We start from the raw sequence: 11,755 nt of genomic DNA, 5'->3' as shown, positions 1-11,755 counted from the left end.
GATTGGCAGTTCCTTGATTTGTCGGATTATTTCAAATGATAGAAAAAAAGAACGGGATTGTCTGACTCATTGCAAGAATTTACTTTTTGTACGAACGGGTTATTTTTTTGCTGACCTTTATCGAGATCCACTTCGTTTTTCAATTCCATCATGTTTTTGCAGAAACAGATCCATTCGTTATTTTTATCTTCGGTAGCGATCATCATGGAGTGTCGGATGCCGGATTCGCTGTCTGTGATCTCCGGGATGTGTTGAACGGTGAAAGCCGTTTTAGAAAGTCGGTATAATCCGGGTGAAGAAGTGTTGAAATAAATGTGCGAGTCGTTTTCCTTCAAATTGACGATCGAATAAATATATCCTTTCGATGCAACCTTGTCGATAAATTCTTGCAATTGGAGTTTTTTCTGTAACAAACCGTCCGGAAGATTCGCTTTTCCGAAATCAATCGTGTATCGCAAGGTTACGCTTCCGTTTTCCACGCTGTAAATGGAATTGTCGAACCGTTTCGAAAAATTGATGCGTTTGCTTTTGGTAAGCTGGCGACCGGACACGAATACGTCGCTGTAATCTTGCTGTGCCAGGGGGACGGAAGTTTTTATTTTTAGCGGGTCGCCATTTTTTTCGGCAAGTACTGAAATGCAGCACTCCGGATCGGCAGTTCGCGCATTGAAACAGACAATTTGTTCTCCGGAATTCACGGTTTCGTAAAATAAAGCCGGAGCTTTCATGACTCGGGTGGGTTTCAGGTTGTAATCGTAAAACAAAAATTTAGAAGGGTCCGCATATAGGACGATTTGTTTCGATTCCCTGTCCACGAAAAAGTCCATTAGGTTAATGTATTCGTTTGCAGCCCGTCCGACTGCCCGAATATGCCCGATATGATTCCCTTGCATGTCGTATATCCATACCGCATCGGTTTGAGTGTCTAATAAATAAATCCTGTCGTCACACAGGACGATTCGTGAGATGCTTCCTATCATGCAGGAATCGGACGACAAAAAAAACGATCCGCTTTGCATCGAATAATACGGAATCGTCGATCGGTTTGTGTTCAACGACGGGTATTGACATCGTCGCCAAAGGAGAAGACGTGCACGAATACAACAGGATAGAAAAAAAAAGAAAAAAGGATTCGCTTCATGAGCTAGGATGCCTGCTAGTCGTAAACTGTTACCGTTTGTCCTGATACACAATATACTTCGCCTTTGCCAATACAAGCAGTAGTGGTATATCTAGTGTATGCGAGAGTAACTTTTTCCCCTTTGTCATTCTCGATGGTTTCTGATCCTCTCGTGACAGAAATCATCGCTTCCGCTACTCCTGTTTCAGATTCACCCCGGGCTAACGCTTCGATATTGGCTTGCAAAAGATCAGTTTCATTCAATCTCGTAAAACTTGTGTAGTTCATGGTGGATACGGCTACAACCAGCGTTGCAAGGGCTAAAATAGATAAAATTTTCATAATTATTTAAATTTAATTAATAATATAACGAAGTCATTTTGAATACGAAAATAAATTAAAATTTTGATATATCAAAATTGAATTAAGAAATATAAGCGGGAAAATCTGTTTTTAGATAAGATTTTTAGGGACGGACAACGATTATAGTGTTGCGTTTTGCGTTGCCTGCCGGAATGAATATCTGAATTGGAACGAATAAAAAACACTCCGAAAAAAACTTTTCGGAGTGTTTTTATGAAATTAACCTATGGATAGCCCTTGCGCCGGGCGGGCGGTCGCGCGGCAACGCCGGATGATCAGTTTTTGAAAACCAATCCTTTGGCGTCGGCGTCGACGGTGATCGTGCTGTTGCGGTCTACCTGGCCGGCCAGGATCTCTTTCGAGAGTTCGTTGACCAGGTACCGTTGCAGCGTCCGTTTGACCGGACGTGCGCCGAACATCGGGTCGTACCCTTCTGCAGCGAGCCAGTCGATCGCTTTGTCGGTCACCTGCAGTGCGATGCTGTTCTGGGCCAGCATTTCGTTGATTTGGCGAATTTGCAGCACGACGATCTGGCGTACGTCGTCGCGGGTCAGCGGCGTGAACATCACGATCTCGTCGATACGGTTCAGGAACTCCGGCCGGATCGTCTGTTTCATCAGGTCGAAAACCTCTTTTTTAGTCTCTTCGAGCACGCTTTCGGGCGGCGTATCGTTGGTGTATTTCGACAGTCGGTCCATGATGATGTGCGAACCGATGTTCGACGTCATGATGATGATCGTGTTGCGGAAATCGACCGTGCGGCCTTTGTTGTCGGTCAGTCGGCCGTCGTCGAGCACTTGCAGCAGGATGTTGAACACGTCCGGATGCGCTTTCTCGATCTCGTCGAGCAGTACGACCGAGTAGGGCTTCCGCCGCACGGCTTCGGTCAGTTGACCGCCTTCGTCGTAACCGACGTATCCCGGAGGCGCTCCGATCAGCCGCGATACGCTGTGCCGCTCCTGATACTCGCTCATGTCGATACGCGTCATCATCGTGTCGTCGTTGAACAGGTATTCGGCCAGCGCTTTGGCCAACTCGGTCTTGCCGACGCCGGTCGTGCCCAGAAAGATGAACGATCCGATCGGCCGGCGCGGATCTTGCAACCCGGCCCGCGAACGCCGCACGGCGTCCGAAACGGCCGCGATCGCCTGATCCTGTCCGATTACCCGGTCGTGCAGCTCGCTCTCCATCTTCAGCAACTTCTCACGTTCGCTCTGCAGCATCCGGCTGACCGGAATGCCCGTCCAGCGGGCGACCACTTCGGCGATGTCCTCCGCATCGACCTCCTCTTTGATCATCGCCCCGGCCTCGGCGTTTTTGTTCACTTCGGCCTGCAGTTTCTGAATCTCGGTCTCCGTCTCGCGCATTTTGCCGTAACGGATCTCGGCCACGCGGCCGTAGTCGCCGTTGCGTTCGGCTTCGGCGGCCTGAACCTTCAGATCGTCGAGCATTTGTTTGTTCTTCTGTATCTTCTCTAAAATATCCCGTTCGCTCTGCCATTTGGCGCGCAGGGTCGTGCGTTTGGCGTTCAGTTCGTCGATCTCGCGCGTCAGCTCTTCGATCCGACCCTTGTCCTTCTCGCGGCGAATCGCTTCGCGCTCGATCTCCAATTGGCGTACCTTCCGGTCGAGTTCGTCGATCTCTTCGGGCACGGAGTTCATTTCGAGCCGCAGCTTGGCCGCCGCTTCGTCGATCAGGTCGATCGCCTTGTCGGGCAGGAAGCGCGACGTGATGTACCGGTGCGACAGTTCGACCGACGCGATGATCGCCTCGTCTTTGATCCGCACCTTATGGTGGTTTTCGTAACGCTCTTTCAGGCCCCGCAAAATCGAAATGGCGTCCACGGTCGTCGGTTCGTCGACCATTACCTTCTGGAAACGCCGTTCGAGCGCTTTGTCCTGTTCGAAATATTTCTGGAACTCGTCCAGCGTCGTGGCGCCGATCGCGCGCAACTCGCCCCGCGCCAGCGCCGGTTTCAGGATGTTGGCCGCATCCATCGCGCCGTCGCCTTTGCCGGCTCCGACCAGCGTATGGATTTCGTCGATGAACAGCAGGATCTCGCCTTCGGCCGAAATTACTTCTTTGACCACGGCTTTCAGCCGCTCTTCGAACTCGCCCTTGTACTTCGCTCCGGCGATCAGCGCGCCCATATCCAGCGAATAAACCTGTTTGCTTCGCAGATTCTCCGGGACGTCGCCGTCGACGATCCGGTGCGCGATTCCTTCGGCGATGGCCGTTTTGCCGACGCCCGGTTCGCCGACCAGGATCGGGTTGTTTTTGGTTCGCCGCGACAGGATTTGCAGTACCCGCCGGATCTCCTCGTCCCGGCCGATCACCGGGTCGAGTTTGCCTTTGCGGGCCTGTTCGTTCAGGTTGATCGCGTATTTGCCGAGCGCGTCGTACTCCTGCTCGCTGGTCTGGCTGTCGACGGTCGAACCTTTGCGCAGCTCTTTGATCGCCGCGATCAGTTCTTTTTCGGTCGCGCCGGCGTCTTTCAGCAGCCGTCCGGCCTCCCCTTTTTCGGCGATGATACCGAGCAGCAGGTGTTCGACCGAGGCGTATTTGTCGCCGAACGTTTTCGTGAAATCCGAGGCTTTCTGAATGACCGCGGAACTTTCGCGCGAAAAATAGGGGTCGCCGCCTTCGACTTTCGGCAGCCGGTCGATTTGTTGTTTCAGTACGCTTCGCAGCGCCCCGACGTTTACGCCGAGTTTTTGTAGCAGAAATACGCCCAGGCTGTCGTCCTCGGCGACAATGGCGCTCAGAATGTGCATCGGTTCGACGGCTTGGTTGCCGTTGCCCGACGCGAGGTTCATGGCGCTTTGCAGGACTTCCTGCGCTTTGATTGTCAAACTGTTGATGTTCATATCTTATTCTCCTTTTATTTTCGTGTTTTATCCGTTTTTTCAGGAAAGCAGCAAAATGGCTGCCAGAGAACGGTTTGTGAAAAAATGACGCAGAATACCGGACAAAAATGACAGAACGAACTGTCCGGAAGACATATCCGTGGCATAAATCCTGCCTAAATGACAGGACGGTCCTTCCTGTTTTCCGGAATGCTACGGATTTGTTTTCTAAACTATTTTCGATCGTTTGTCCAAAATATAATAGTTATATTTACGTTATTGAATTATCACGCTGATAAATAATGAATTACTCGCGTCGAACGGGAAAGGAGAAAAACGATAAACGGGTCCGGATTGTCCGGGTTCTAATAACCTAAAAACTTCAGATTATGGCAAATGCGTTTTTTCATTCGGAGCATGCCGGACGCGTCGTCGTCCGTTGGTTCGCCGTTGCGGCGTTTTCGGCTTTTTCGGCTGGCTGCGGCCGGCCGGCTGCCGTTTCCGACGGCGTGGCCGAGCGGGTGGTGATCGGTGCGGATACCGTGGTCGTCTGCGACCTGAACAAGATCCGCGATACGATCGACCTCCCGCTGAGCGAACTGACCGCCGAAAAACTGAGGATCGTAAAACTGGAAACCCGTCCCGAGGCATTTTTCAAGCCGTCCAAAACGTTCGTTTCCGAAAATTACATCGGGGTCGTAGGCTACGAACCGGCCTCTTTCAAACTGTTCGACGGGAATGGGAAATTCCTGAACGATATCGGGACGCAGGGGCGCGGTCCCAACGAATACCGCAACATTTACTGGGCTCAGATCGACGAGGGCTCCGGCCGCGTGTTTATCCTGCCGTGGCAAAGCGACCGGATTTTGGTCTTCGGGCTCGACGGGTCGTCGCTGCCGTCGATACCGTTGCCTTGCAGGTCTCCGAAAGGGATTTTCCGGGCGAACCCCGACTCGACGGTTTCGGTAAGCGTCCTGCCGTTCGAAAACGCGGGAATCGAAAGTTTCGTCTGGAACCAAGATATGCAGGGAAACGTGGTCGCCCGGATCGATGCGGCCCCCTTCCGGATCAAGGCGGATTTCGGGAATGAAATGGCGTCCGGAAGCGCAACCCGTTTCGAACCCGTTCTGATGTATTCCGACGGTCACCGGCCCGATTCGTTGCGTTATTACGATCCGCAGGCCAACCGCCTGGTGCCCGTATTTGCCGTTCGGCATCTTGCCGAACGGAAGCCGATCTATCCGAAGTACGCCGAGACGGGCGATTATTTCTGGGCGTCGTTTAGCCAGACCATGGAACAAACCGGGGCGCACTCTTTTACTTCGTCGGCTCCCGTATTCTTTCTGGTCGATAAAAACGACCTTACCGGAGCTTATTTCAAACTGAAACTGGATGAACTGGCCGATATCGCCGTCTGGCCCGGTCATTTGCAGGACGGCTATTTTCTTTGGAACGTTCCGGCCATTACGCTCAAAAAGTCTTTGCGAGGGATTCTCGACGCGGGATACGACGCCGATCCGCAGGCGGTCGAAAAGATCCGGCGACTGGATGCCGAACTCGACGACGAGGATAACAACGTAGTCATATACGCCCGTCTGAAATAGAAAAAGCGACCCGCCTTGTCGATTCCGGTCGAATTTCGTATCTTTGTTTCCGGAAAGGAAAATTATGGATAATTTCATCGTATCGGCCCGGAAATACCGTCCGGCGACCTTCGCATCGGTCGTCGGACAGTCGCATATTACCTCGACGCTGAAGAATGCGATCAGCCGTCGCCAGTTGGCGCATGCGTACCTGTTCTGCGGGCCGCGCGGCGTCGGCAAGACGACTTGCGCGCGGATCTTCGCCAAAGCGATCAACTGCCTGAATCCGGGGCCCGACGCCGAAGCCTGCAACGAGTGCGAATCGTGCCGTGCGTTCAACGAGGGCCGGTCGTTCAATATCCACGAACTGGACGCCGCGTCGAACAACTCGGTGGACGATATCCGCAACCTGACCGACCAGGTGCGTATTCCGCCGCAGATCGGTCGTTACAGCGTCTATATCATCGACGAGGTGCACATGCTGTCGGTGCAGGCGTTCAACGCGTTTCTGAAAACGCTCGAAGAGCCGCCCGCACATGCCGTGTTTATCTTGGCTACGACCGAAAAGCACAAGATCATTCCGACGATCCTGTCGCGCTGTCAGATTTACGATTTCAACCGGATTCGCGTCGAGGACGGCGTGGAGTACCTCAAATACATCGCTTCGCAGGAAGGAGTGACCTACGACGACGAGTCGCTGCACCTGATCGCCCGCAAGGCCGACGGCGGAATGCGCGACGCGCTGTCGATGTTCGACAAGGTGGTTTCGTTCTGCGGGCAGAATCTGACGGTCGCCCAGGTGGCCGCGACGCTCAACGTGCTCGATTACGATACCTATTTTACGATCGCCGAACAGATCCTGGCCGGAGACTATACGAACGCTTTGCTGCTTTTCGACGAGGTGTTGCGCAAGGGTTTTTCCGGACAGACTTTCGTGGCGGGGCTGAACAGCCATTTCCGCGACCTGCTGATGTGCAAGAATCCGCAGACGTTGCCGCTGCTTGAGGTGACGGGCAGCGTGGCCGAACGTTACCGGACGCAGGCCGCACAATGTCCGGTGCCGCTGCTGTTCGAGGGGATCAACCTGCTGACGGCGGTCGACGCGTCGCTGCGGACGGCTACCAACCAACGATTGCATGTCGAACTGGGTCTGATGAAACTTTGCGGACTCGGTCAAAAAAAAAATGACGAAGCCCTGACGCCGTCGCTGCCCGATCTGGGCGGTTCCCGGAACGTTCCGGACGGTTCCGCACGACAGCCTGCGCCGGCCGCAGCGACCGTAGTCCCGCCGCGGGACGGACAACCGTCGTCGGCACTTGCCGGGACTGCTGCGGAAAAACCGGATCCCGGCCGCGAAACCCGTAAGCCGGTTTCCCCTGTGCCTGTTGCTTCGCCGCCTGCGTCGGCCGTTTCGCAGTCCCGCCCCGCCGGAAAAGCCGAACCGGGGCCGTCCCGTCCCGCGCCGACGACGGGGGGCGTTTCGCTGTCCGGCCGTTCGATCCTGTCGTTGCTGAATACGAGCCGCCCCGCCGCGCCCGTTTCGGGGGATGCCGATCCGGCGGAAAATCCGGAGAACCTGCCCGATGCGGATGAAGCGGTCGAAGAGGATGTCGAATCCCGTTTGCAACAGGGATGCGAATTGCTGACCCGCGAATTGCTTGCGGAGCGGCCCCGGCTGGGGATCGCGTTCCAGGATGTCAGCATACGCGGGAACCGGATTCTTCTGAAAGTGCCGAACGAATCGCTGTACGACGAGGTGACCAATCACCTGACCGATATCCGCAAACGGCTTTGCGACTTGGGCGATGTCCGCTCGACGATTGAATTTCAGGTCGAGATCAGCGAAAACAAGACCGGCCTGAAACCGATCAAAGTCGAAGACCGGCTGCGTTACCTGACCGAAAAAAATCCGCTGGTCGCCAAACTCCGTCGCGACCTCGACCTCGATATCGAATAGCGGCTTTCCCGAAATTGTTGTGTTTCGCGGAATTTGACTACCTTTGCACGGATCGCGGCGGCCGGCCGCGAACGATCCACTAAAAATCTGCTAAAAGCACATAAAACCGATGAATTTTGTAGAGGAACTCAAATGGAGGGGCATGGTGCACGATATCATGCCGGGAACCGAGGAGCAATTGAACAAGGAGATGACGACGGCTTACGTCGGAATCGACCCGACGGCGGATTCGCTGCATATCGGGCACCTTGTCAGCATTATGATCCTGAAACACTTCCAGCGGTGCGGGCATAAGCCCATTTTCCTGGTGGGCGGGGCTACCGGCATGATCGGCGACCCGTCGGGCAAGTCGCTTGAGCGCAACCTGCTCGACGAGGAGACCCTGCGTCGCAACCAGGAGGGGATCAGAAGGCAGCTCAGTCACCTGATCGACTTCGAGTCCGACGCTCCGAATGCGGCCGAACTGGTCAACAACTACGACTGGATGAAGAATTTCACGTTCCTGGAATTTATTCGCGACATCGGCAAATGCATTACGGTCAACTACATGATGGCCAAAGACTCTGTCAAGAAGCGCTTCAGCGGCGAGGGCGACGGCATGTCGTTCACCGAATTTACGTACCAACTGGTGCAAGGAACCGATTTTTTGCATCTTTATCAGCATAAGAACTGCAAATTGCAAATGGGCGGTTCCGACCAATGGGGAAATATCACCACCGGAACCGAGTTGATCCGCCGCAAAACAGGCGGCGAAGCGTTCGGGCTGACCTGCCCGCTGATCAAGAAGGCGGACGGGACGAAATTCGGCAAAACCGAGGCCGGGAACGTATGGCTCGATGCGCGTTATACGTCGCCGTACCAGTTCTACCAATTCTGGCTGAACGTCAGCGACGAAGATGCCGAACGTTATATTAAGATATTCACGATGCTCGATCGGCAAACGATCGATGCGCTGATCGCCGCGCACCGGGAGGCGCCCCATTTGCGCGAGTTGCAGAAGACGCTGGCCCGCGAGATTACCTGCATGATTCATTCCGAGGAGGAGTACCGCAAGGCGGTCGAGGCTTCGGGTATCCTATTCGGAAATGCGACGGCCGATGCGTTGCGCCGGATCGACGAGCGGACGTTCCTACAGGTTTTCGACGGAGTTCCGCAGTTCGAAGTGCCGGCTTCGACGCTTGCCGGCGGAGTGAATTTCATCGCTCTGTGCACCGAACATGCGTCGGTTTTCCCGTCGAAAGGCGAAGCCCGCAAGCTGATCCAGGGAGGCGGCATATCGCTCAACAAAGAGAAGGTTACCGCGGTCGATGCGATCGTTTCGGCCTCCGACCTGATCTCCGGTAAATACCTGCTCGTGCAAAAGGGAAAAAAGAACTATTTCCTGATCGTTGTCAAATAACCGTAAACGCCCGATAAGATGACATTGATAAAACCTTCCGGATACCGCAACCTGCTCGAAAACGTCGAGAACACCGAAAAGGCGATCAAGCATGTAAAGGATATGTTTCAGGAGAACCTGTCCGCACAGCTCGCCCTGCTGCGGGTGACGGCCCCGATGGTCGTACTGACCGGAACGGGGATCAACGACGACCTGAACAGCGTGGAACGTCCCGTTTCGTTTCCGATCCGCGATATGAACGAGCAACGCGCCGAAGTGGTGCATTCGCTGGCCAAATGGAAAAGACTGAAGTTAGGCGAAATGAAAGTGGCTCCCGGCCGCGGGATTTATACCGATATGAACGCGCTGCGTCCGGACGAAGAGCTGGACAATATCCATTCGCTGTACGTCGACCAGTGGGATTGGGAGAAGGTGATCACGCGCGAACAGCGCAACATCGCTTTCCTGAAACAAACGGTGCGCCGTATCTACGAGGCGATCAAAGTGACCGAAAACAAATTGTACGTCGAGTTTCCGCAGTTGGTTCCGTCGCTGCCCGAGGAGATCCATTTCATCCATGCGCAGCAGTTGCTCGACCTGTATCCCGGCAAAAAACCGAAAGAGCGCGAGAACGAGATCGTACGGCGATACGGCGCCGTATTCGTGATCGGGATCGGCGCGGCCCTTTCGGACGGCGAGCCGCATGACGGCCGCGCCGCGGATTACGACGACTGGAGTACGCCGAACGAAGAGGGTTACAACGGGCTGAACGGCGACCTGCTGCTGTGGAATCCGGTGCTCGGAAACGCTTTCGAGGTGTCGAGCATGGGGATTCGCGTGGACGAGACGTCGCTGGCGCGGCAGCTCGAAATACGCGGGCAACAGGCCAAACGCGATCTCTATTTTCATAAAAAGCTGCTGGCCGGGGAGTTGCCCTGCACGATCGGCGGCGGGATCGGGCAGTCGCGGTTGTGCATGTACCTGCTGCGCAAAGCCCACATCGGCGAGATACAGAGCAGTATCTGGCCGGAATCGATGCGCCGCGAATGTTCCGAAGCGGGTATCGAGTTGGTTTGATTCTTAGGAATAATTGTTTATAAATGCCGCCGTGCGGGTTCCGGAAGGGATCCGCGCGGTTTTTTTGCGTCTGCCGTTTACCGGGTGGTTTTTAAAGCGCGGCGATCCGGGATTCTTTCGGATAGAGGTTGTTGCACCGTCCGCCGATCCGTTTGATCCATCCGAGCGGCAGGCCGTTGTAGCAGACCATGTTGATGCCTTCCTGCAACAGGGAGGGGTCGATTTCGTTTTTACGCAGGTAATCGAGAGTCTGCGGCAGGTCGAACTCGGCCTGCGGAACCGTTTCGCGCGATACGTCGTGGAACAGGGCCAACGCATGTTCGGGTTTGAATTTCGCGCCGAAGAGCTGTCCGGCGGGAATGCCCGAATGGATGACCGTCAGACTCTCGGAAATCTGCCGGACGGCTCCGAACGCTTCCCGGTAGTAGGCGTAGGCGGTGCCGTTGACCTTCGCGAAGCGCATGTATTCGGGTTGGGCCACCCATTGCGACAGGATGTCGGTTTCGGGGCGATTGAGCGCCGAAAAGATCGCTTTGCGCGGCTTCGGCGTACGTTCCCGCCGCCGTCCGTCGCTTTTGCGGATTACGGCTGCGAAAAAGCCTTCTCCCTTCACCCGGTGCGGATAAAACCGGAACGTATTGATCCCGTCCGTTTCTCCTTTTACGACGCCCCATGAAGGATCGACGGCGATTTCGACCGGTTCGCAGTCGTATTCGCCGCACAGCCAGGCGATGTTTTCTTCGTTTTCTGCGGCGTTGAACGTACAGGTGCTGTATATCAGGATTCCGCCGGGACGCAGCGAACCCCAGATGTCGCTGAGGATGCGTCGCTGGCGTGCCGCGCAGAGTTTGACGCCCTGTTCGCTCCACTCGGTGCGCGCCGCCGGATCTTTGCGGAACATGCCTTCGCCCGAGCACGGAGCGTCCACGGCGATCAGGTCGAAATAGTGTTCGAACGGGGCGAAATGCGCCGGGTCGTTGTTGGTCACCACGATGTTTCCGATCCCCCATTTGACCGCATTTGCGGCCAATACCGAAGCCCGTTGGCGGATCACCTCGTTGGCGACGACCAGCCTTCGGCTCCGGCCAGGGTCGAAAGAAGCGTCGTCTTGCCGCCGGGGGCCGCGCACAGGTCGAGTATCCTGGGAGCGGCGTCCGGCTCGAAAATCTGCCTGAAAATTGCTTCGAGGAACATCGAACTGGCTTCCTGGACGTAATAGGCGCCGCCGTGGAACGCCGGGTCGAGCGTGAATTGCGGGCGTTCGTCGAGGTAGTAGCCGTAACGGCACCACGGAACCTGCCTGCCTTCGGGTTGCGACCGATTTTGTAGGGGTTGAAACGGATGCTGACCGGCGATTCGCCGTTGTCCAGCGCGGCGAACAATCGTTCCGCTTCGGAAGTCCCGAGCGACTCCGTCGTCCGGCTGCGAAAA

9 protein-coding genes are annotated in these 11,755 nt (G+C 55.2%); 4 read left to right on the top strand and 5 right to left on the bottom strand.

Annotated features, from left to right (window positions below; translation table 11 throughout):
* Positions 1 to 26: 26 nt before the first annotated feature.
* The 3 genes from DW082_RS07815 to clpB all read right to left on the bottom strand — a co-directional run bounded on the left by DW082_RS07815 (position 27) and on the right by clpB (position 4,350).
* Positions 27 to 980 carry a 6-bladed beta-propeller gene (locus tag DW082_RS07815; RefSeq protein ID WP_182424127.1) on the bottom strand — a complete coding sequence of 318 codons (954 nt, stop codon included), beginning with the start codon at positions 978 to 980 and terminating at the stop codon, positions 27 to 29.
* Positions 981 to 1,156: 176 nt separating this feature from the next.
* Positions 1,157 to 1,462, bottom strand: coding sequence for an NVEALA domain-containing protein (locus DW082_RS07810; protein ID WP_118458118.1), 306 nt, complete (start codon positions 1,460 to 1,462; stop codon positions 1,157 to 1,159).
* 296 nt (positions 1,463 to 1,758) lie between these two features.
* A complete protein-coding gene (clpB, locus tag DW082_RS07805; protein WP_118458116.1) occupies positions 1,759 to 4,350 on the bottom strand; it encodes an ATP-dependent chaperone ClpB in 2,592 nt (863 codons plus the stop codon).
* A gap of 368 nt (positions 4,351 to 4,718) precedes the next feature.
* Here clpB and DW082_RS07800 point away from each other — a divergent pair, with 368 nt between their 5' ends.
* The 4 genes from DW082_RS07800 (at position 4,719) to asnA (ending at position 10,324) form a co-directional block, all read left to right on the top strand.
* Positions 4,719 to 5,933: a 6-bladed beta-propeller gene (locus DW082_RS07800; RefSeq protein WP_101572006.1), complete on the top strand. Its 1,215-nt coding sequence runs from the start codon at positions 4,719 to 4,721 to the stop codon at positions 5,931 to 5,933.
* Positions 5,934 to 5,997: 64 nt separating this feature from the next.
* Positions 5,998 to 7,869, top strand: coding sequence for a DNA polymerase III subunit gamma/tau (locus DW082_RS07795; RefSeq protein WP_118458114.1), 1,872 nt, complete (start codon positions 5,998 to 6,000; stop codon positions 7,867 to 7,869).
* A 109-nt stretch (positions 7,870 to 7,978) separates the two neighbouring features.
* Positions 7,979 to 9,268 carry a tyrosine--tRNA ligase gene (tyrS, locus tag DW082_RS07790; protein ID WP_153497732.1) on the top strand — a complete coding sequence of 430 codons (1,290 nt, stop codon included), beginning with the start codon at positions 7,979 to 7,981 and terminating at the stop codon, positions 9,266 to 9,268.
* A gap of 18 nt (positions 9,269 to 9,286) precedes the next feature.
* Positions 9,287 to 10,324 carry an aspartate--ammonia ligase gene (asnA, locus tag DW082_RS07785; RefSeq protein WP_101572012.1) on the top strand — a complete coding sequence of 346 codons (1,038 nt, stop codon included), beginning with the start codon at positions 9,287 to 9,289 and terminating at the stop codon, positions 10,322 to 10,324.
* 91 nt (positions 10,325 to 10,415) lie between these two features.
* Here the strand turns inward: asnA and DW082_RS07780 are convergent, their stop codons facing one another.
* A complete protein-coding gene (locus tag DW082_RS07780) occupies positions 10,416 to 11,453 on the bottom strand; it encodes a methyltransferase RsmF C-terminal domain-like protein (protein ID WP_259335552.1) in 1,038 nt (345 codons plus the stop codon).
* Positions 11,375 to 11,680 (bottom strand): hypothetical protein, encoded by a 306-nt coding sequence (locus DW082_RS15030; protein ID WP_259335559.1) that lies wholly within the window; start codon positions 11,678 to 11,680, stop codon positions 11,375 to 11,377. Before DW082_RS15030 ends, DW082_RS07780 begins: the two co-directional genes overlap by 79 nt.
* Between the last annotated feature and the right edge of the window lie 75 nt (positions 11,681 to 11,755).

Source organism: Alistipes sp. AF48-12 (assembly GCF_003477565.1).
GTDB classification, from domain to species: domain Bacteria; phylum Bacteroidota; class Bacteroidia; order Bacteroidales; family Rikenellaceae; genus Alistipes_A; species Alistipes_A hominis.
The sequence above is the reverse complement of the archived record's forward strand: the minus strand, read 5'-3'. Positions and strand labels throughout refer to the sequence as shown.

Bases quoted from the DNA above. Each gene is read 5' to 3' on its own strand.
- DW082_RS07815 (WP_182424127.1), bottom strand. From the start codon at position 980: ATGATAGGAAGCATCTCACGAATCGTCCTGTGTGACGACAGGATTTAT.
- DW082_RS07810 (WP_118458118.1), bottom strand. From the start codon at position 1,462: ATGAAAATTTTATCTATTTTAGCCCTTGCAACGCTGGTTGTAGCCGTA.
- clpB (WP_118458116.1), bottom strand. From the start codon at position 4,350: ATGAACATCAACAGTTTGACAATCAAAGCGCAGGAAGTCCTGCAAAGC.
- DW082_RS07800 (WP_101572006.1), top strand. From the start codon at position 4,719: ATGGCAAATGCGTTTTTTCATTCGGAGCATGCCGGACGCGTCGTCGTC.
- DW082_RS07795 (WP_118458114.1), top strand. From the start codon at position 5,998: ATGGATAATTTCATCGTATCGGCCCGGAAATACCGTCCGGCGACCTTC.
- tyrS (WP_153497732.1), top strand. From the start codon at position 7,979: ATGAATTTTGTAGAGGAACTCAAATGGAGGGGCATGGTGCACGATATC.
- asnA (WP_101572012.1), top strand. From the start codon at position 9,287: ATGACATTGATAAAACCTTCCGGATACCGCAACCTGCTCGAAAACGTC.